The organism is Mycobacterium parascrofulaceum ATCC BAA-614 (assembly GCF_000164135.1).
Taxonomy (GTDB): Bacteria; Actinomycetota; Actinomycetes; order Mycobacteriales; family Mycobacteriaceae; genus Mycobacterium; species Mycobacterium parascrofulaceum.
Window position 1 is genome coordinate 1,926,334 of the sequence record NZ_GG770553.1, and the last position, 17,915, is coordinate 1,944,248.

The following is a 17,915-nucleotide window of genomic DNA, read 5'->3' on the forward strand; positions in this document are numbered from 1 at the left end:
GCGGCGGCGCTCGGCGCCGGCCTGGCGGCGGCCTTCGGAACCGGCCACGCGGCGATGTACGCGGTGTTGATGGCCTCGTCGTCGGCGGCGCTGGCGCTGCCGGTGATGGATTCCCTGCGATTGCGCGGGCCCCAGGTGATCGCGGTGACCGCGCAGATCGCGGTGGCCGACGCCGCCTCGATCATGTTGCTGCCGTTGGTGATTGACCTGCAGCGCGCGCCCAGTGCCGCGCTCGGCGCGCTGGCGGTGGCGGGGTGCGCGGTGGTGCTGTTCGTGGCGCTGCGCCAATCCGACGCCAAGAGCTGGCGCCGCCGCATGCACGTCTATTCGGAGAACCACCGGTTCGCGCTGGAGTTGCGGACCAACCTCGTCGTGCTGTTCGCCCTGGCGGCGCTCGCGGTCAGCACGCACGTGTCCGTCATGCTGGCCGGCTTCGCGGTGGGTCTGGTGGTCGGCATGGTCGGTGAACCGCGCCGGCTGGCGCGCCAGCTGTTCGGCATCACCGAGGGATTCTTCAGCCCGCTGTTCTTCGTCTGGCTGGGCGCTTCACTGCAGGTGCGCGAGCTGGGTGCGCACCCGAGACTCATCCTGCTGGGCGCGGGACTGGGTTTCGGTGCGGTGCTGGCGCATTGCGCCGGCAGGCTGCTCGGCCAGCCGGTCAGCCTGGCGGTGCTGTCGGCCGCGCAGCTCGGGGTGCCGGTCGCCGCGGCCACCATCGGCACCGAGGAGCATCTCCTGGTCGCGGGCGAGGCCTCCGCGTTGATGTTCGGCGCCCTGCTGACCATCGCCGCCACCTCGGCCGCGGGCGTGCTGGCGTCGCGGCGCCAGGTGACCAATGGCCCTTCCGCGGCGGGACCTCCGCATCCCCCAAAGCACGACTGAAGCACTCGCCGCCCGTTGCGTTCGGCCCTGTGGTCCGGGCCGTCAGGGTGGTCGGATGGAGGTCACGCTCGATCGAGGAGGCCGTGATGAGGTTCGCCACACGACGCCACCACCTGCGGGCCGTGCCCGCCGCGACGATGTACCGCGTCACCGATCGGCTGCACGGCGGGCGCACCGTCCGGGTGTCCGGCAATGAGATCGCACCCATCGTCTCGGCGTGGCTGGCCGAGCTGGGCGCCCACAGCCCCCTCGTCGAGGAGCTGGCACGGGCGGCGTGCGTCGGCGACTGGTCGGCGGCCTACGCCATCGGCGATCAGCTCTCCGTCGATGTGGTCATCGCGGTGGCCGCCTAGCTGCGCGATTGGCCCAAAGTCCCTTGGGCTAGAGCCGTCGTGCTCTCGTGGGGCAGTGCGCAATCCGCAATCGTAGACAAGACGACGCAACACCGAAGGGAACGACCGCCATGAACACCCGCTTTCCGGATGCCGGCACCGTCCGCACGGTCCTGAGTTTGGCATCGCGGGCGCCTTCGGTGCACAACAGCCAGCCCTGGCGGTGGCGGGTGGACGCGGCGAGCCTGCACCTCTACGCCGACGACAGCCGGCAACTGCCCAACATCGACCCGGACGGCCGGGATCTGATGTTGAGTTGCGGTGCGGCCCTGCATCACTGCGTCGTCGCGCTTGCTGCGGTCGGGTGGCTTTCCAAGGTGACCCGGCTGCCGAACCCCGCCGACCCCAGCCACCTGGCGGCCATCGAACTCTCGCCGCACCGCGCCGATACGGTCGATATCGCGCTGGCCGCGGCCATACCGCGGCGGCGAACCGACCGGCGCTACTACAGCTCCTGGCCGGTGCCCGTGGGCGATGTCGCCCTGATGGCGGCGCGGGCCGCCCGCAGCGGGGTGACGCTGTGCCAGGTCGAAGACCTCGACAACCTGCGCAAGATCGTGGCGAAGTCCGTGCGCGACCACTTGAACGAGGACTACCTCGCCGAGCTGACGGCGTGGAGCGGCCGCTACGCGTCGGTGGCCGGCGTCCCCGCGCGCAACACGCCCGCCCCGGACCCGACGGCCAAGATTCCCGGTCGATACTTCGCCGGCCCGGTGTTGCCGATGCCGCCGGACTCGTCATCGGCCGACGACAACGCGGTCGTCCTGGCGCTGGGCACCCGCAACGACGACCGCCTGGCCCAGCTGCGCGCCGGTGAGGCCACCAGCGTGGTGCTCCTCACCGCGACGTCGCTGGGGCTGGTCAGTTGCCCGGTCACCGAGCCGTTGGAGACGCCCGGAACGCGCGCGGCGGTGCAGGCCGACATCTTCGGCGACAGCAACTATCCCCAGATGCTGTTGCGCGTCGGCTGGGCGCCGATCAACGCGGACCCGTTGCCGGCGACACCCCGGCGCGAACTCGCCGACTTCGTGGAGTGGGTGGCCGACCGCGAGCACCAGGTCGCCCACTGAGACGGTGAATTCCTGAAACGGTTGCGGCGCAAAGGACATCATGGAGATTTTCACCTGGGACCCGCGCTGCTGGCGGATTGCCCGCGTATTCGGCCGCAACCCGTTGCTCCGCCGCGCCGACCGCATCGAAGCCGCGGTCATCCTGGTGGCGCTCGCGGTGTCCCTGATCGCCGTTCCCGTCGCCGGCCTGGTCGGCGCGGCGACCTACAGCGCGCGGGATCGGGTGTACACCCACGAGGCGCACCAACGGCACCCGCTGATGGCCACAGTCATCGACGCCCGGCCCGAGGACTTGGGCGTGACCGTCGTGCAGGCGAAGTGGCCGGGCCCGCGGGGTGAACGCAGCGGAACATTGGAGACGGCCGAACACGCCAAGGCGGGCGGAACCGTCGAAATCTGGGTGGATGCCCACGGCAATCCGGTGGTCCCGCCCACCCCGACCTGGCTCGCCGCCGCCGAGGCGGTCGGGGTGGCGGTGGTGACCGCGCTGGGGGCGGCGATGGCGATGTCGGCGCTGGTCGCGGTGGTCCGGTCGCGGCTGGATCGGATCCGTGACGAGCTGTGGGAACGCGACATCGAGTTCCTCGCGGAGGCCTCGTGACCGGTGACCCCGCGGCCCAACCCCTATACAGCACAAGCGAACCGGCGGATGATGTGGCGATGAGCGGAAACGCCGAGAGCCCCGGTGCCGCCGCATTCGACGCCGCCGGATTACACCGCCTCGTCGAGGTCCTCATCGAGCGCGGCTACCGCGTCATCGGTCCGACGTTGCGGGACAGCGCCATCGTCCTCGACGAACTCCAGTCCGCCGCCGATCTGCCGCGGGGCTGGGGCGTCGACGTCGCCCCCGGCCACTACCGGGTGCGCCGCCGCGACGACGACGCCGCGTTCGGGCACTCGTCGGGGCCGCAGTCGTGGAAGCAGTTCCTGCACCCGCCGCGACGCCGGCTGTGGTCCGGCACCCGGGACGGCTTCAGCGAGGCCGAGGCGGACGAGCCGGCCCCCCGGTACGCCTTCCTCGGGGTGCGCGGGTGCGACCTGGCGGCGATCGCGACCCTGGACCGGGTGCTCGGCCGCGGCCAGTTCCCCGACACCTCCTTCGTGCGCCGCCACCGGCAGATCTTTGTGGTGGCGGTCAATTGCACGGAGCCCGGCGGGCTGTGCTTCTGCGCCTCGATGGGCACCGGCCCCGCCGCCGGCCCGGGGTACGACCTGGCGCTGACCGAGCGACCCGACGCCGACGGCGTGACCTACGTGGTCGACGTGGGCACCCGGGAGGGCGCCGACGTGCTCGCGGCCGTCCCGCACCGGGCCGCCGACGACGCGGAGATCGGTTCCGCGCGCGCCGCGGTGCAGGCGGCGTCGCAGCGGATGGGCCGCCAGATGCCGGACACCGACCTGCGCGACTTGCTGTTTCGTTCGCGCGAGTCGCCGCAGTGGGAGGAGGTCGCCAGCCGCTGCCTGACGTGCGGCAACTGCACCATGGTGTGCCCGACCTGCTTCTGCACCAGCACCGAAGACGTCAGCGACCTGACCGGCGACCACGCGGAACGCTGGCAGAACTGGGCGTCGTGCTTCGAGCCCGATTTCACCTACATCCACGGCGGCGGCAGCGTCCGCCAGTCCGGCGCCTCGCGGTACCGGCATTGGCTGACCCACAAGCTCGGCACCTGGCACGACCAGTTCGACATGTCGGGGTGTGTCGGATGCGGGCGGTGTATTGCCTGGTGTCCCACGGGAATCGACATCACCGAGGAAATGAACAAGATGGCGCGCGATGACTGACGCGGCCCCGGTGATGGCGCCGAACCCGTACCGGGTGCGCAGCCGCGTGGTCGAAAGCCCCGATTCGGCGACCCTGTGCCTGGAACCGCTCGGCGAGGTGCTGCGCGCACCGCAACCCGGAGAGTTCATGATGCTCTACGCGTTCGGGGTGGGGGAGGCCGCCATTTCCATCAGCGGTGACCCCACCGTCACCGACGGCTCGATCACGCACACGGTGCGGGCGGTCGGCGCGGTGAGCCGCGCCCTGCACGACGCGCAGCCCGGTTCCGTGATCGGGGTGCGCGGCCCCTTCGGCACGACCTGGGGGCTGGCGGAAGCCGCGGGGCGGGATTTGGTGATGGTCGCCGGCGGCGTGGGCCTGTGCCCGTTGCGCCCGGCGATACTGGGAGCGCTGGCCCAGCGCGACCGCTACGGCAAGGTGACGCTCGTGGTGGGCGCCCGGTCGCAGGCCGATTTCGTCTTCGCCGCCCAGCTCGAAAAGTGGTCGCACGACCCGCAGATCGAGCTGCACCTGATCGTCGACGCCAAGACACCCGGCTGGGCCGGCGAGGTGGGCCTGGTGACGGAGCCGCTGGGGCGGCTCGCGCTGGACACCGAGCGGACCACCGCATTCCTGTGCGGCCCCGAGCCGATGCTCCGGTTCGGCGCGGAAGCCTTGCTCACCAAAGGTATTGCCGCGCGGGACATCCGGGTGTCGCTGGAGCGCAACATGCAGTGCGGGGTCGCCATGTGCGGGCACTGCCAGCTGGGACCCCTGCTGTTGTGCCGCGACGGCCCGGTGGTCGGCTACGACGTCGCCGGCCCGCTGCTGCGGGTGAAGGAGCTGTGATGGGCAAACCCACCCTGGCCGTGTGGAAGTTCGCCTCCTGCGACGGTTGCCAACTGACCCTGCTGGATTGCGAGGACGAGCTGCTCACCCTCGCCGACCAGGTGCAGATCGCCAACTTCGCCGAGGCGTCCAGCGCGATCGTCGACGGGCCGTACGACGTCTCGCTGGTGGAGGGGTCGATCACCACCCGCCACGACGAGCGGCGCATCCACGAGATCAGGCAGCAATCGAAGGTGTTGGTCACCATCGGGGCGTGCGCCACGGCCGGGGGCGTGCAGGCGCTGCGCAACTTCGCCGACGTCACCGAGTTCGCCTCCATCGTCTATGCCAAGCCGGAATACATCGACACGCTGGCGACGTCGACGCCGGCGTCGGCGCACGTCGAGGTCGATTACCAGTTACCGGGCTGCCCGATCGACCGGGGCCAGCTGCTGGACACCCTGGCGGCCCTGCTGATCGGACGCAAGCCGCGGCTGCCGGCCAAGACGGTGTGCACCGAGTGCAAGCTCCGTGGGGTGACGTGTGTCGTTGTCGCCGAAGGGATTCCGTGCCTGGGGCCGGTGACTCACGCCGGCTGCGGGGCGTTGTGTCCCAGCCACCACCGCGGCTGCTACGGCTGTTTCGGCCCGTCGGCGGCGCCGCGGACCGCGACGCTGATCCCGCTGCTGCGCCGCGACGGGATGTCCGACGGCGACGTCGAGCGGGTGTTCTCCACGTTCAACGTCGCCACGTTCACCGCCGAACGGAGCAAGCCGTGAATTCGTCCGAGCGCACGCTGAGCGTCGGCGCGTTGACCCGGGTGGAAGGCGAAGGGGCGCTGCACGTCGCGCTGCGGGACGGGGCGCTGCAGAGTGTGCAGCTCAACATCTACGAGCCGCCCCGCTTCTTCGAGGCGTTCCTGCGCGGGCGCGCCCACACCGAGCCGCCCGACCTGACGGCGCGCGTGTGCGGCATCTGCCCGGTCGCCTATCAGGTCAGCGCCTGCAACGCGATCGAGGACGCCTGCGGCGTCCGGGTGGACGAGGAGCTCGTCGCGCTGCGGCGGTTGTTGTACTGCGGCGAATGGATCAACAGTCACGCCCTGCACATCTATCTGCTGCACGCGCCGGACTTCCTGGGCTACCCCGACATCGTCGGCATGGCGCGCGATCACCGCGAGGTCGTGGAGCGGGGGCTGTCGCTGAAGAAGGCGGGCAACCGGCTGATGGAGTTCGTCGGCGGCCGGGCCATTCACCCCGTCAATGTCCGGCTGGGCGGGTTCTATTCCGTCCCAACACGATCCGAGTTCAAGCCGATCGAGGAGCAGTTGCGCCGCGCGCTGGACGAGGCGGTGGCGACGGTCGAGTGGGTGTCGGGCTTCGAGTTCCCCGACCTCGAGCTCGAGCACGAGTTCCTGGCCCTCACCGCGCCGGGTGTGTACCCGATCGAGAACGGCGCGATCGCGCGCAGCGCCGGCCCCGCGTTTCCGGTGGCCGATTTCACCGATCACGTCGCCGAGTCGCAGCTGCCGCACTCCACCGCCCTGCACGCGACGCTCGACGGGGGTCGCCACCTGACCGGCCCGCTGGCCCGGTTCTCGTTGAATGCCGCTGCGCTCTCGCCGATCGCCGCCGAAGCGGCCGCCCGCGCCGGCCTGTCCGGTGAATGCCGAAACCCGTTCCGCAGCATCGTCGTCCGCGCCGTTGAGGTGGTCTACGCGATCGAGGAGGCGCTGCGCATCATCGGCGAATACGAACGCCCGTCCCGCCCGTTCGTTCCCGTCCCGGCCCGCGCCGGCGTGGGCCACGGGGTCAGCGAGGCGCCGCGCGGCCTGCTGTATCACCGGTATCGCATCGACGAGCAGGGGCTGGTGTCCGACGCGACGATCGTCCCGCCGACGTCGCAGAATCAGGGGGCCATCGAAGCCGACCTGGCCGACCTGGTGTCGGACAACCTCGCGCTCGACGATGCCGCGCTGACCGGGCTGTGCGAACAGCTGATCCGCAGCTACGACCCGTGCATCTCGTGTTCGGCGCACTTTTTGAAGCTGACGGTGCAGCGGCGATGACGGGTGGCGGGGTCGCCGTTATCGGGCTCGGCAACTGCCTTCGCCGCGACGACGGCGTCGGCGTCGTCGCCGCCGACGCGTTGGCGGAGCTGGCGTGGCCCAACGTCGTCGTGACGACCGGCATCGCGGAACCGATAGGTGTTCTCGAGGCGTGGACCGGCGCCGGGTTGGCCGTGATCATCGACGCGGCGACCGTCACGCCGGCGACTCCCGGCCGGATTCATCGGTACCGCCTGGACGAGCTGCCTACCGAGGCGGACGGATTGAGCTCGCACAGCATCGACATCGGCCGCACGCACGCGCTGGCTCGCGAGCTTGGACGGCTACCCGGCGCGGGTGTGGTCTTCGCCGTCGAAACGGAAGACACCGGCCCGGGGGCCGGGCTGACCCCGCGGGTCGAACGGGCGGTTCCGGTAGTGGTCGGGATGGTCGCCGCCGAGATCAATCGCTTTCGGTCAGCGCAGCGATCGCCGCACGCAGACTGTCGGTGACCTCGGCGGCGACGGTGATCAGGGACGCCTCGCCGGTGACCTCGATCAGTAGCCCGGGGTTCATCGCGTCGACGATCACCGTGCCCGGTTCACCCGGGTCGGCGCGCACCAACACATTGCACGGCAGCAGCAGGCCGATCTCTCGATCGAGGCTGATGGCCCGATGCGCCAGGGCCGGGTTGCACGCGCCGAGGATCAGGTAGTCTTCCATCTCCACGCCGAGCCGGTCCTGCAGTTCGGCCCGGATGTCGACTTCGGTGAGCACGCTGAATCCGTTCTGTGCCAGGGCGTTTCGGGTACGGTTCACGGCGTCGTCGAACCGGGTCGTCAGTCGGGTCGAAAGGCCCGCGCTCATCGCGATTCGCCGTCGGTCAAGATATCAGCCCGGTCCCCCGGGCCGGGGCCGGAAGTTCGATGTGCTTGCCGCAGTTCGGGCAGAACCGTTCGGCCGGATGATGCTCGGCTCCGCAATGTGCGCAGAAATGCGGTTCCTCGGCCGCCGCCTCGTGCCGGGGCATCAGACGAAGCGGTTGCGCCTCGGGTGCCGGGTGACCGGGACGCTGCATCCGGAGCCCCAGGAACGTCAGGGCCGCGCCCAGGCCCAGGACCGACGCCACGCTGATGACGATGTACCACAACAGGTTCGTGCCGCTCAGCGACGACGAATCGCCGTACTGCTGGCGCAGATTGACCGCGAGCGTCTTGAGGTCGTCCAGGCCGGGGTAGCCGGGCGACATGGCCAGGGTCTGGTCGAACTCGTCGATCGCATCGGTGTAGCGACCCGCGTAGAAGTCGGTCAGCCCTCTGCGGTAGATCCGGTCGGCGGGGCCCAGCATCGACTTGACGCCCTTGCCGGCCAGCATGGCGGCCACGCCGTCGGCGGGCGCGACGAAATTGAACGGCTGCGTCTCGCCGACGGGTGCGAAGCTGTTCAGGCCGACCACCTTGCCGTTGAGGTCGATCGTCGGGCCTCCGCTCATGCCGTCCGTCATCGCGGCATCGACCTCGTACGCGGGGTTCGTTCCCGCGACGGACTTCTTGCTGACCGTGCCGCTCTTGTAGGTGGGGTCCAACGAAGCGCCGGTGACGTTCTGGGTGCTTTCCGGGAAGCCCACCGCCAGGACTGGCGTACCGATGGTGACGTCGGCGTCGGTATCGAGTTCGGACGACGGGAGGTTGTGCTTGGCGACCTTGAGCAGGGCCGCGTCGCCCTTGCCCAGGGGCCGGAAGTCGACGACGTTGGCGGCCACCTTGTCGGTGAGTTTGGTTCCCGAACCGGACATCAGGGTGACGCTCACGTGCGGGCCCTGGCCCGGCGTGTCGCCCTCCACCCGCGCGTTCTTCTGCAGCCACTCCAAAGTGGTTGCGGAATCGCTTGATTCGGGCGCATCGGGGAACTCGTTGCGGTATTCCTCTGCGGCCCGCTTGAGAATCAGGACCGTGGCGCTCGCCGGGTCGACGCAGTGGCCCGCGGTCGCCACCCAGCCGTCGGGGTTGACCACGAACGCCGTGCAATTCCAGGTGGCCAGGAACGGCATGCTCGAGCCCCGCCCGAATTGGGACAGGATCTCACCGGTGGGCAGCCGGACCAGGCCGTAGCCTTCCCCGGCGAGATACATGATGGACGGTCGGATCAGGGCCGCCGCCCGTTCCTCGGGCTTGGCTTGCGGACGCCCGTCGTCGGCGGCCGCCATGCCCGGAGCGCCGGCCCAGACCGCGAGTGCGGCCGCCGCCACCGTCGTCAGCTTGCGGGCCGCCGCGCCCGCCGACATCCCGGTCACGGCCGGGACCGCCCGGTCCGGGGCCGGGCGAAGCGCGGTGGGGCCGCCGAGGACGGATGGCGGGCCATCGCCTCGACGAGTTCCGCCGCCTGCCGGCGCGCCGATATCCACGCCGGATGGAGCTCGAGGAAGATCACTTCTGCACCGGCAACGGATGCCACGTCGTTTCGCTCCGCCGCGGGAGCCCTCAGAGTCACAACCTCATTTGAGCTGTTCGCAAGGGAAGTCGATAGGGACCGAAGTCCCGACCCCAAGGGACCTCCGTTTGCCCGCCGTCTCCGGCGCCGCCCGGTGATCGGCCGAAGTGACCAAGGCCCCCAACCGCCGTGCCTTTGCGCCCTTCTCGGCTCGCGGGTCAACGCGCAGCATGGAGCTGTCCGAGCCGGGAAGGAGTTGGGCCATGAGGTCGCTCATCGTGTGCGCGTCGAGGTCACACGGCAACACCCGCCTGGTAGCCGATCGAATGGCCGAGGTGCTGGATGCCGAGGTCGTGACGCCCGAGTCGGTCGGTCCGGAGATCGTTCGCGACTACGACCTCATCGGGTTCGGTTCGGGCGTCTACTACATGATGGCGGATGCGCGGCTGCGCAAACTCATCCGGCAACTCCCGGCCGCCGACCACCACATCGCGGCGTTCACGTTCTTCACCAGCGGCGCACGCGAGATCCCGCTGCTGGGGTATCACCGGCCGCTCCGGGACAAGCTCGAGGGCAAGGGCTTCGAGGTCATCGGGTCGTTCTCGTGCCGGGGCTTCGACACCGTTGGTCCGTTCGGATTCATCGGCGGCATCAACCGGGGGCGGCCCAACGTTCACGACCTCGATCGGGCCGCCGCGTTCGCCGCTCGGGTGCGCAAGCGCGCCGCGGGCTCCCCGGCGGCGTCGTAACGCGGCGGGCCGGCGCCGAGGCGGAGAAGGGTCCTTCGGTCGGGCGGGTGGGGACTTTCGGCCGCTGCCCGCCCGACCTCCGCGGTCCTAGCGTCAGCAGCAGCCGCGCTGTGCGCGCGAGACCGACGCGTCCAAGGCCCCGAAGGCCCCTCGGAGGGAGGCATGCGTGATCGGAGCGAGTTTCGACCGGCGCCGTAATGCCCTCAACCTGTGGCGGCTCGTCCTGGCCGTCGAGGTGATTTTTTGGCACTCGTTTCCCGTGACCGGCCATCGTGTTTCGTCGGCGGCCGTGGAGCGGCTCTTGTTCTCGGTGGGCGTGGACGGGTTTTTCGCGGTGTCCGGCTTCTTGGTTGCCGCGAGTTGGCTGAACCGACCGGAGCCGAGACGGTATCTGCGGGCCCGGGCGCTGCGCATCCTGCCGGGTTTCTACACCTGTTTGGTCGTCACCGCTTTCGTCTTCGCGCCGATCGGTGTCGCGCTTCAGGGGGGTTCCGCGATGGGTCTGCTGAACTCCAGCGGACCGCTGAAGTTCGTCCTGTTCAACGGCGCCATCGCGCAACTCAAACTCGACGTGGGCGATACGCCGCAAGGCGTCCCGCATCCCGGCGTGTGGAACGCGTCGTTGTGGACCTTGATCTACGAGGTGATGTGCTACCTGGCAGTGCTTGCCATCGGTGTCGCGGGCCTGGCGCAGAATCGGTGGACATCGTTGGGTCTCTTGATCATCGGTGTGGTCGCGGCGCTGCTGTTGGGACCCATGACGGACCCGCTGTCGTGGACCATCCCGCAGTGCGTTGCACGCTTTACGATCATGTTCGCCGCCGGCGCCGTGCTCTACCAGTTCCGCGATGCGATACCCGCCCGATGGACCTGGGTTGCGGCGAGCTTCGCAATCGTTGCGGTGTCCGGCCTGCTGCTGCCCGACTACCGGATCGTCGGTGCGCTGCCGCTGGCGTACGGCATCATCGCGTCCGGCATCCTGTTGCACAGAATCCACCTGCACAACGACCTGTCGTACGGCGTGTACATCTACGCATGGCCGACTCAGCAGATTCTCGTCATCTGCGGGCTGCGGCACCTCAATCCGCTGATCTTCGCGGCGGTGGCGACCGCGGCCACTGTGCCGCTCGCCGCGGCAAGTTGGTTCGCCATCGAGAAACCGGCACTGCGGCTGAAGGCGACCAAACCGGCTCGCCAGCTGCAGGAAGCCCGATGACCTTTGGCCCTGTCCCGCAACCGGTTCGGTGACGTAGCACTGAGCTATGCGGCACAGAGCTACCTCGCCACAGCGGATCGACGTCCAGGTCACGCCGCGGGAGGATCTGCCCGCGGCGGCCGAGTACGCGCGCGACAAGATCGGTGAGCTCACCCGGCACGCCGGCCGGCCCGTGCTGCACGCCCGCGTCCGGCTCACCAGGCATCGCGATCCGGCGGTGCAGCGTCCCGTCGTCGCGCAGGCCAACCTCGACGTCGACGGCCGGCCCGTCCGCGCCCAGGTCCAGGCCGACACGGCCCGCGAAGCGGTCGACCTGCTCGCCGCGCGGCTGCGCCGCGGGCTCGAACGCGCCGCCGAACACCGGGAAGCCCGCCGCGGCGAGCCACCGGCCCGGCCCGGCGAATGGCGGCACGAGTCGCAGCCGGCGCGGCGGCCGCACTACTTCCCCCGCCCGGCGGACCAGCGCCGGGTCATCCGGCGTAAGTCGTTCACGATGGCGCCCTGCACCCTCGACGACGCCGCGCGCGAAATGGAGCTGCTCGACTACGACTTTCACCTGTTCACCGAGGAGGGCACCGGCGTCGCCAGCGTGCTCTACCGCGCCGGGCCGACCGGTCACCGCCTGGCACTGGCGGCGCCGGAGCTCGCCGATCGAGTGAGCCCGCACGCGCTACCCGTGACCGTCAGCCGGCAACCGCTCCCGTGTCTCACCGAAGCGGGCGCCGCCGACCGGCTGGTCATGCTCGGTCTGCCGTTCCTGTTCTTCATCCACGCCGACTATGGCTGCGCCGGCGTGTTGTACCACCGCTACGACGGGCATTACGGCTTGATCACCCCCGCCGGGTAGCGCGCCCGACAGCGCCCAGGGCACATCGGCGCGCCCGCCAAGGACCAAGGACCCTGTGGGCGGCGGGGCGGTCCGCGCAGACTGGCGCCATGGCCAACACGACGAGGCGGCTCGCCCGAACCGCCGCGCTGCTCACCGTCCTGTACGGCGCGCGCAGGTACTACCGCAACTGGGGCGCGACCAAGGCGGAGTCGCAGATGAGGGTCCCGGGCGACGCCTTGGTGAGCGATCCGGCGGTGCAGACGACCGAGGCGGTCGACATCGACGCGACCGCGGCGACGGTCTGGTCCTGGCTCGTGCAGTTGGGTCAGGATCGGGCGGAGCGCTACGGCGACCAGGGGATCAGAATCCCGATAGGGCAGAACGGCAACGACGCGCTTCGGGTCGGCGATGCGATCCGGTTGGCTCCCGGCGGCTGGCCGGGGTTTCCCGACGGCTTGACGTTGCGGGTCGCCGAGATGGTGCCCGAAAAGTACGTCGTGCTCAACGCCATCCGCGCCGAGCCGCGCTGGAACGTCGTCTTGTCTTTTCACCTGCAGCCACACTGGGAGGACCGCGTCCGACTCCTGGCCCGCGCGCGGATCGCGCTGCGCTACCCGGGTGAGGTGTTCGTGATGGAACTGGCCAGGCCGTTGGTGGCGCTCGGGACCCGCGCGTTGTTGCTGGCGACCAAGCGCCGGGCGGAGCGGTTCGCCCCGGTGGCGCCGATCCGCCGGTCCGTCGAGACGCGTTGACACCTGCCCAATTTCGACTGCGAAAGGCCCGACGATGAAACCAATCCTGGTGGGAATCGACGGTTCATCGGCGGCCGTCGCGGCCGCGCTGTGGGGTGTCGACGAGGCGATCTCCCGCGGCGTGCCGCTGCGTCTCATCTCCGTCGTCAAGCCGGCGCACGAGTCGCCGGAAGACTACGAGCGCGACGTCGCGCACGCCGAGAAGTCGCTCCTCGAGGCGCGATCCGCGGTCGAGGCCACCGGTAAGGCCGTCACGGTCGAGACGACCGTGCCGCGCGGCCCCGCCGGTGCCGTGCTGCTGGAGGCGTCCCCGGACGCCGAGATGATCTGCGTCGGATGCGTCGGCATCGGCCGCTACGCCCGCTCCATCGTCGGTTCGACGGCGACGGAACTCGTGGAGAAGGCGCGCTGCCCGGTCGCGGTCGTGCGGACCGGCTCCGACCGCCCGCCCCCGGACATCAACTGGATCGTGGTCCGGATGACGGACGCGCCCGGCAACGACGCCGTCGTGAAGTGCGCTGCGGCGGAGGCGAAGTTGCGCAACGCTCCGATGCTGGTCCTCGGCGGCCGGCCCGAAGAACTCACCGAGCACGCCGACGGCGCATTCGAGCGCCGGGTAGCGCAATGGCGGGAGCGCTATCCCGAGGTGCGGGTCTACCCGATCACCACGAAGCAAGCCATCGCCGGTTACCTCAGTGCGAACGACGAACGAGTCCAGCTCGCCGTGATCGGCGGCGACGAGGCCAATCAATTGGCGCAATTGGTCGGGCCGCAGGGGCATCCGCTCTTCCGCCACCCCGACTGCTCGGTGCTCGTGGTGCGCTAGGGGCCATTCTGAAGCCGAAGAGCGCCGGCGTGGTGCGGGGCAGGGAACGCGTTCTGGTCGGGGCCGATGTCCCGGCGGCGCGGGTCCTCAGCGTGCTGCTGCTGTTCGGCGTCCTGGTTTGGTTGACGGCGCTGGGTGCCCGCGAATATCTCGGCTACGAACGCGCGGGGCCGGGCCGGTTCGGCTGGTCGGTGGCGCTCCTGGGCGCCGTCGCGCTGATCGCCCGCGGAATCTTCCTCGGCCGGCCGGTGACCGCCGCGCACGCGACGTACGCGGCCGCCGGGGTGGCCGCCGGGTTGGGCGCCCATTTCCTGTCCTGGGCGGTGCTGGGCAACGTGCTGATCGCCTGCAGCGGGCTCGCCCTGATGTCGCCCACCACGGCCAGACCGCAGCCGGAGCTGCTGGGCCGGGTGTGGGCGCTGGTCGACGCCACCCGGGGGGATCCGTTGGCGCCGTTCGCCATGCACTCGTCCAAGAGCTATCACTTCAGCACCGGCGGCACCGCCGCCATCGCCTTCCGCACGCGGCTCGGGTTCGCCGTGGTCAGCGGCGACCCGATCGGCGATGCGGCGGAATTCGGCGCGCTGGTGGCCGATTTCGTCCGCATGTGCCGCGGCCGGGGCTGGCAGATCATCGTGTTGGCCGCCGGGGAGCGCCACCTTCGGTTGTGGCGCAGGGACACGGTGGGCCAGCCGATGCTGTCGGTGCCGATCGGCCGCGACGTCGTCGTCGACGTCCGCCGCTTCACCCTGCGGGGGCGCCGCTTTCGCAACCTGCGCCAGGCCGTGCAACGCACGCACAACTGCGGCGTCACCACCGAGATCGTCGACGAACAACGACTCGGCGGCACGACGCTGGCGGAGCTGACCGAGGTGTTGTACGCCGCGCACCGCGCGGTGCGCACCGACCGCGGCTTCTGCATGAACCTCGACGGTGCGCTGCAGGGGCGCTTCCCCGGCGTCGAGTTGGCCATCGCGCGCGACGGGCGCGGCCGGGCGGTCGCGTTTCACCGGTACCTGACCGCCGGCGGGGGGTCCGAGGTCAGCCTCGACGTGCCGTTCCGCCGCCCGGACGCCCCCAACGGTGTCGACGAGCGGCTCACCGTCGACATGATCGCCCACGCCGCAAGCACTGGCGGACAGCGCCTTTCGCTGGCGTTCGCGGCGTTCCCCGAAATCTTCGAAGCCGCCCGGCCCGGGCCGCTGCAGCGGACCGCGCTTCGGCTCATCCACCTGCTGGACCCACTGATCCGGCTGGAGTCCCTCTACCGCTACCTGCGCAAGTTCCACGCGTTGTCCGAGCGGCGCTACGTGGTGTTGTGCGTCCACCACATTCCGGCCGCGCTGCTGGTGTTGCTGTCCCTGGAGTTCGTGCCGCGCCCGCGCCGCATGCGGGGCGGGCTAGCGGCGGTCACTCCACCGGTGAACCGAAGCGGAAGCGGCGGCCCGTGACGGTCTCCGGGACGATCCGCACGTAGTGCGACTTCTCGGCGCCCGCCGTCCAGGGCAGCACCTGGGCGCGTTCGGCCTCCTCGAGGTCCTCGTTGGACCGGAGGGAGCGCGCGGTGCCCTTGACGATCACGCTCCAACCCTCGGAGACATTGTGGTCGTCGACCTCGAACAGCACCCGGTTGTTGATCGCCGTGCTGACCAACTTGGTGCCCTCCGCGGTGCGAAACAGGATGGTCTGGCGCTGGACGACGTAGTTGACCGGGAAGATCTCGGGCTGCCCGCCGACGCTGGTCACCAGGCGCCCCAGCGTCACCCCCGCCAGCAGGTCCCAGCATTCGGTCACCGGCAGGACGGAAACCCCACTATCGGTCAGCGACATCAGTCATCCCTTCGTCGATCGGCACTACACACTCGATGGTATTGCGGGAGCCCACGCGCGGCGTCGGCCGAAAGTCCCGGCGGGCGGGGACCAACGTTGTCTGCCCGCTCGACCGCACCGTCGCGCTAGCGGATCTGCAGCACATCGCCCAACGGGCGTCGTGGTGTTGCCGCCGGGAGGTGTTCCAGCGGCGGGGCGATCCCCACGCGCACCAACACCTGGGGCTCGCCGCGCCCGCCGATCAGCGCGCGCACGATCTCCCGGCTCTCCTCGAGTTCGATCAGATGGGTGAGCGGACAGGTCGCCATCCCGGCCACCGTGGATTCGAGCAACACCGTCGACAACACCTCGCCGCACCGCAGCACGTCGGCCCTGGCGTCGTCGGGGGTCGACAGCACCAGAATCTTCGCCCAGTCGACCTTGACCTCGCCGCGCCGGTCCGCGTGGCTCCTGACCGGGAAGCTGCGGGCCACGTCCACCCGCCAGCTCTCCTTGTCGGAGGCCAGCGCGCTCGGCGGCATTCCCTCGGCCAGCACGAAAGACGAAGTCCACCAATCGAGTTCGGCGTGATAATAGTAGTCGTCGCGACGAAGCTCCTCGGTGAGTTGCGACGCCTCCACCAGCAGGGGCCGCGCGTCGTCGGGCAGCACGTCCAGGGCGACCTGCGCGTCGTCGAAGGTGCCGCGCAATGCCGGTTCGAACAGGTCCCAGTACGTGGGGCGTCCCAGCGGGAGCCGGTCGGTGTGGCGCTGCAGGATCGCCTCGGCGAGGCGGTGCTGGGACTCGGTGACGTGTTCTGAGGGGCTGAAGGTCACCGAGGCCAGCTGGTCGGGGTCGCCGGGGTCCGGGAACCGCACCACTTTCGGATCCCAGCCCGCCGCGGTCATCGCGACGCACAGGTGGTCCAGGACGGCGCCGCAGGACAGGATCACTTCCCGGCCGGAATGGTCGGTGGCCGGTATCGCGCGGTGCCGGTCGACGAACAGGCGCAGGGCGCCACCCTCGGCGACCCAGCGCCAGGGCTGACTGTTGTGCACCGAGGGGGCGCGGCACGCGAGCAGCACCGCCCTCTTCAGCACGTCGTTGTCCGGCGGCCCTGCCATCATGCAACCCCCTGTTTCAGTGCGCACCGAAAAGCGGTGCGCCCCTTGCCCCGCCCGGCCTATACCGTGGACGCGTTGGTCTGCACGTAGTTGACGACGTCGGCCAGTGTCCGCAGCGACGCGTAATCCGATTCGGGGATGTCCACGTGCAGGCGCTTGTGAATCCCGCGCAAAAAGCTCAGCCAGTCCATGGAATCCAGGTCGACCTGGTCGCGCAGCAGCACGTCGTCGGCGATGTCTTCGGGGTCGACTTCCGGGGCGATGCTCGTCAGCACCGACAGCACCACGGCACGAGTGTCTTCATTGGTCATTGCGCCTCACTTTTCTAGGAGGTCGGGCTGCTGGAGCAGCTCGTTGATCGCGGCGAGGAAGAGCGCGCCCCGGTGCCCGTCGCTGGCGCGGTGGTCGGCGGCGAGCGTGCCCTGGACCGTGGTGACGACCCGGATCCCGCCGTCGATGACGCAGACCCGCTCGGCCGGCTGGCCGAAACCGACGATCGCGACCTGCGGCGGATAGATGACGCCGAAGACCGCGTCGACGCCTTGGTCGCCGAGGTTGGTGACCGTGATGGTCGGGTCGGACATCTCCGAACTGCGCAGCGAGAACGACCGTGCCCGCGCCACCAGATCGGTGAGGTCGTCCATCAATTCGTCCAGCTTCTTCTCCGGCACGTCGTGGATGGCCGGCGCGACGAGGCCGCCGCCGCGCAGCGAGATCCCGACACCGACGTGCACGCCGTTCGCCGGCTCGAATCCGTCTTCGCGCCAGAATCCGTTGAACTCGCCGAAGCGCTGGGCGGCGACGCCGACGGCCTTCAACAGCAGGACGGCCGGCAGGACGCGTTCGTCGATGGATCGCTGGGCGTTCCTCGTCGTCAGCCAGGACAGCGACTTCTCCAGCATGATCTCTTCGGCGAGGTAGTAGTGCGGGATCTCGCGCTTGGACCGGCTCATCGCCGCCGCGATCGACTTCCGCATCTGCTGCGCGCGGTCGGCCGCCGTCGGCTTGGTTCCCGGCTGGGCGACGGGCTTGGGCGCGGCCGGCTTGGCGGCCGCGGCGTGCTCGACGTCGTTGATGGTGACCGCCCCCTGCGGCCCGGTGCCGCTCACCGCGTCGATGTTCACGCCCAGCGACGTCGCCAACCGCCGGGCGGCGGGCGACACCCAGCGGCGCCGCCCCGGGGCGGCCAGGGGAGC

At 70.1% G+C, this 17,915-nt stretch carries 21 protein-coding genes; 15 read left to right on the forward strand and 6 right to left on the reverse strand.

Going from position 1 to position 17,915, the window contains the following annotated elements:
* The 9 genes from HMPREF0591_RS09050 to HMPREF0591_RS09090 form a co-directional block, all read left to right on the forward strand.
* Positions 1-882 (forward strand): cation:proton antiporter (locus HMPREF0591_RS09050; protein ID WP_007168188.1); only part of this gene is annotated, 882 nt, incomplete at its 5' end.
* 86 nt (positions 883-968) lie between these two features.
* Positions 969-1,235, forward strand: coding sequence for a hypothetical protein (locus HMPREF0591_RS09055; protein WP_050790020.1), 267 nt, complete (start codon positions 969-971; stop codon positions 1,233-1,235).
* Between the two features lie 110 nt (positions 1,236-1,345).
* Positions 1,346-2,344, forward strand: coding sequence for an Acg family FMN-binding oxidoreductase (locus HMPREF0591_RS09060; protein ID WP_007168190.1), 999 nt, complete (start codon positions 1,346-1,348; stop codon positions 2,342-2,344).
* Between the two features lie 40 nt (positions 2,345-2,384).
* A complete protein-coding gene (locus HMPREF0591_RS09065) occupies positions 2,385-2,945 on the forward strand; it encodes an Rv1733c family protein (RefSeq protein WP_007168191.1) in 561 nt (186 codons plus the stop codon).
* A gap of 59 nt (positions 2,946-3,004) precedes the next feature.
* On the forward strand, positions 3,005-4,129 hold the full coding sequence (locus HMPREF0591_RS09070; RefSeq protein WP_050790021.1) for a 4Fe-4S dicluster domain-containing protein: 1,125 nt from the start codon (positions 3,005-3,007) through the stop codon (positions 4,127-4,129).
* Positions 4,122-4,958, forward strand: coding sequence for an FAD/NAD(P)-binding protein (locus HMPREF0591_RS09075; protein WP_007168193.1), 837 nt, complete (start codon positions 4,122-4,124; stop codon positions 4,956-4,958). Before HMPREF0591_RS09070 ends, HMPREF0591_RS09075 begins: the two co-directional genes overlap by 8 nt.
* A complete protein-coding gene (locus HMPREF0591_RS09080; RefSeq protein ID WP_040621476.1) occupies positions 4,958-5,716 on the forward strand; it encodes an NADH-quinone oxidoreductase subunit B family protein in 759 nt (252 codons plus the stop codon). Before HMPREF0591_RS09075 ends, HMPREF0591_RS09080 begins: the two co-directional genes overlap by 1 nt.
* Positions 5,713-7,005 (forward strand): Ni/Fe hydrogenase subunit alpha, encoded by a 1,293-nt coding sequence (locus HMPREF0591_RS09085; protein WP_007168195.1) that lies wholly within the window; start codon positions 5,713-5,715, stop codon positions 7,003-7,005. Before HMPREF0591_RS09080 ends, HMPREF0591_RS09085 begins: the two co-directional genes overlap by 4 nt.
* The gene (locus HMPREF0591_RS09090; protein WP_007168196.1) at positions 7,002-7,496 is read left to right on the forward strand and encodes a hydrogenase maturation protease; all 495 of its coding nucleotides are present in this window, start codon (positions 7,002-7,004) and stop codon (positions 7,494-7,496) included. The genes HMPREF0591_RS09085 and HMPREF0591_RS09090 overlap by 4 nt, the downstream gene beginning before the upstream one ends.
* Here HMPREF0591_RS09090 and HMPREF0591_RS09095 read toward each other — a convergent pair.
* Positions 7,447-7,851: a DUF302 domain-containing protein gene (locus HMPREF0591_RS09095; RefSeq protein ID WP_007168197.1), complete on the reverse strand. Its 405-nt coding sequence runs from the start codon at positions 7,849-7,851 to the stop codon at positions 7,447-7,449. The two genes, HMPREF0591_RS09090 and HMPREF0591_RS09095, sit on opposite strands and share 50 nt — an antisense overlap.
* Before the next feature lie 16 nt (positions 7,852-7,867).
* Complete coding sequence (locus HMPREF0591_RS09100) at positions 7,868-9,268, reverse strand: trypsin-like peptidase domain-containing protein (RefSeq protein WP_007168198.1); 1,401 nt, start codon at positions 9,266-9,268, stop codon at positions 7,868-7,870.
* Between the two features lie 409 nt (positions 9,269-9,677).
* Between HMPREF0591_RS09100 and HMPREF0591_RS09110 the strand changes: the two genes are divergently transcribed.
* From HMPREF0591_RS09110 to HMPREF0591_RS09135, 6 genes are all read left to right on the forward strand, one after another.
* Entirely contained in the window at positions 9,678-10,163 is a 486-nt protein-coding gene (locus HMPREF0591_RS09110) for a flavodoxin family protein (RefSeq protein ID WP_040621480.1), read from the forward strand.
* 166 nt (positions 10,164-10,329) lie between these two features.
* The gene (locus HMPREF0591_RS09115) at positions 10,330-11,379 is read left to right on the forward strand and encodes an acyltransferase family protein (RefSeq protein ID WP_007168202.1); all 1,050 of its coding nucleotides are present in this window, start codon (positions 10,330-10,332) and stop codon (positions 11,377-11,379) included.
* Between the two features lie 46 nt (positions 11,380-11,425).
* A complete protein-coding gene (locus HMPREF0591_RS09120) occupies positions 11,426-12,226 on the forward strand; it encodes a ribosome hibernation promotion factor (RefSeq protein WP_007168203.1) in 801 nt (266 codons plus the stop codon).
* 89 nt (positions 12,227-12,315) lie between these two features.
* Entirely contained in the window at positions 12,316-12,960 is a 645-nt protein-coding gene (locus tag HMPREF0591_RS09125; RefSeq protein WP_007168204.1) for a hypothetical protein, read from the forward strand.
* A gap of 34 nt (positions 12,961-12,994) precedes the next feature.
* The gene (locus tag HMPREF0591_RS09130; protein ID WP_007168205.1) at positions 12,995-13,786 is read left to right on the forward strand and encodes a universal stress protein; all 792 of its coding nucleotides are present in this window, start codon (positions 12,995-12,997) and stop codon (positions 13,784-13,786) included.
* A gap of 29 nt (positions 13,787-13,815) precedes the next feature.
* Positions 13,816-15,237: a bifunctional lysylphosphatidylglycerol flippase/synthetase MprF gene (locus tag HMPREF0591_RS09135; protein WP_007168206.1), complete on the forward strand. Its 1,422-nt coding sequence runs from the start codon at positions 13,816-13,818 to the stop codon at positions 15,235-15,237.
* Here the strand turns inward: HMPREF0591_RS09135 and HMPREF0591_RS09140 are convergent.
* The 4 genes from HMPREF0591_RS09140 to HMPREF0591_RS09155 all read right to left on the reverse strand — a co-directional run.
* Entirely contained in the window at positions 15,197-15,616 is a 420-nt protein-coding gene (locus HMPREF0591_RS09140; protein ID WP_007168207.1) for a pyridoxamine 5'-phosphate oxidase family protein, read from the reverse strand. The two genes, HMPREF0591_RS09135 and HMPREF0591_RS09140, sit on opposite strands and share 41 nt — an antisense overlap.
* A gap of 125 nt (positions 15,617-15,741) precedes the next feature.
* A complete protein-coding gene (locus tag HMPREF0591_RS09145) occupies positions 15,742-16,722 on the reverse strand; it encodes an Acg family FMN-binding oxidoreductase (protein ID WP_007168208.1) in 981 nt (326 codons plus the stop codon).
* 56 nt (positions 16,723-16,778) lie between these two features.
* Positions 16,779-17,030: an acyl carrier protein gene (locus tag HMPREF0591_RS09150; RefSeq protein ID WP_007168209.1), complete on the reverse strand. Its 252-nt coding sequence runs from the start codon at positions 17,028-17,030 to the stop codon at positions 16,779-16,781.
* Positions 17,031-17,036: 6 nt separating this feature from the next.
* Positions 17,037-17,915, reverse strand: an 879-nt coding sequence (locus tag HMPREF0591_RS09155; RefSeq protein ID WP_007168210.1) for a dihydrolipoamide acetyltransferase family protein, incomplete at its 5' end; no start/stop codon positions are given.

What these genes read in the sequence shown, in the direction of transcription:
- HMPREF0591_RS09055 (WP_050790020.1), top strand. Translation starts at nt 969, where the DNA reads ATGAGGTTCGCCACACGACGCCACCACCTGCGGGCCGTGCCCGCCGCG.
- HMPREF0591_RS09060 (WP_007168190.1), top strand. Translation starts at nt 1,346, where the DNA reads ATGAACACCCGCTTTCCGGATGCCGGCACCGTCCGCACGGTCCTGAGT.
- HMPREF0591_RS09065 (WP_007168191.1), top strand. Translation starts at nt 2,385, where the DNA reads ATGGAGATTTTCACCTGGGACCCGCGCTGCTGGCGGATTGCCCGCGTA.
- HMPREF0591_RS09070 (WP_050790021.1), top strand. Translation starts at nt 3,005, where the DNA reads ATGAGCGGAAACGCCGAGAGCCCCGGTGCCGCCGCATTCGACGCCGCC.
- HMPREF0591_RS09075 (WP_007168193.1), top strand. Translation starts at nt 4,122, where the DNA reads ATGACTGACGCGGCCCCGGTGATGGCGCCGAACCCGTACCGGGTGCGC.
- HMPREF0591_RS09080 (WP_040621476.1), top strand. Translation starts at nt 4,958, where the DNA reads ATGGGCAAACCCACCCTGGCCGTGTGGAAGTTCGCCTCCTGCGACGGT.
- HMPREF0591_RS09090 (WP_007168196.1), top strand. Translation starts at nt 7,002, where the DNA reads ATGACGGGTGGCGGGGTCGCCGTTATCGGGCTCGGCAACTGCCTTCGC.
- HMPREF0591_RS09095 (WP_007168197.1), bottom strand. Translation starts at nt 7,851, where the DNA reads ATGAGCGCGGGCCTTTCGACCCGACTGACGACCCGGTTCGACGACGCC.
- HMPREF0591_RS09100 (WP_007168198.1), bottom strand. Translation starts at nt 9,268, where the DNA reads ATGTCGGCGGGCGCGGCGGCCCGCAAGCTGACGACGGTGGCGGCGGCC.
- HMPREF0591_RS09110 (WP_040621480.1), top strand. Translation starts at nt 9,678, where the DNA reads ATGAGGTCGCTCATCGTGTGCGCGTCGAGGTCACACGGCAACACCCGC.
- HMPREF0591_RS09120 (WP_007168203.1), top strand. Translation starts at nt 11,426, where the DNA reads ATGCGGCACAGAGCTACCTCGCCACAGCGGATCGACGTCCAGGTCACG.
- HMPREF0591_RS09125 (WP_007168204.1), top strand. Translation starts at nt 12,316, where the DNA reads ATGGCCAACACGACGAGGCGGCTCGCCCGAACCGCCGCGCTGCTCACC.
- HMPREF0591_RS09130 (WP_007168205.1), top strand. Translation starts at nt 12,995, where the DNA reads ATGAAACCAATCCTGGTGGGAATCGACGGTTCATCGGCGGCCGTCGCG.
- HMPREF0591_RS09140 (WP_007168207.1), bottom strand. Translation starts at nt 15,616, where the DNA reads ATGTCGCTGACCGATAGTGGGGTTTCCGTCCTGCCGGTGACCGAATGC.
- HMPREF0591_RS09145 (WP_007168208.1), bottom strand. Translation starts at nt 16,722, where the DNA reads ATGATGGCAGGGCCGCCGGACAACGACGTGCTGAAGAGGGCGGTGCTG.
- HMPREF0591_RS09150 (WP_007168209.1), bottom strand. Translation starts at nt 17,030, where the DNA reads ATGACCAATGAAGACACTCGTGCCGTGGTGCTGTCGGTGCTGACGAGC.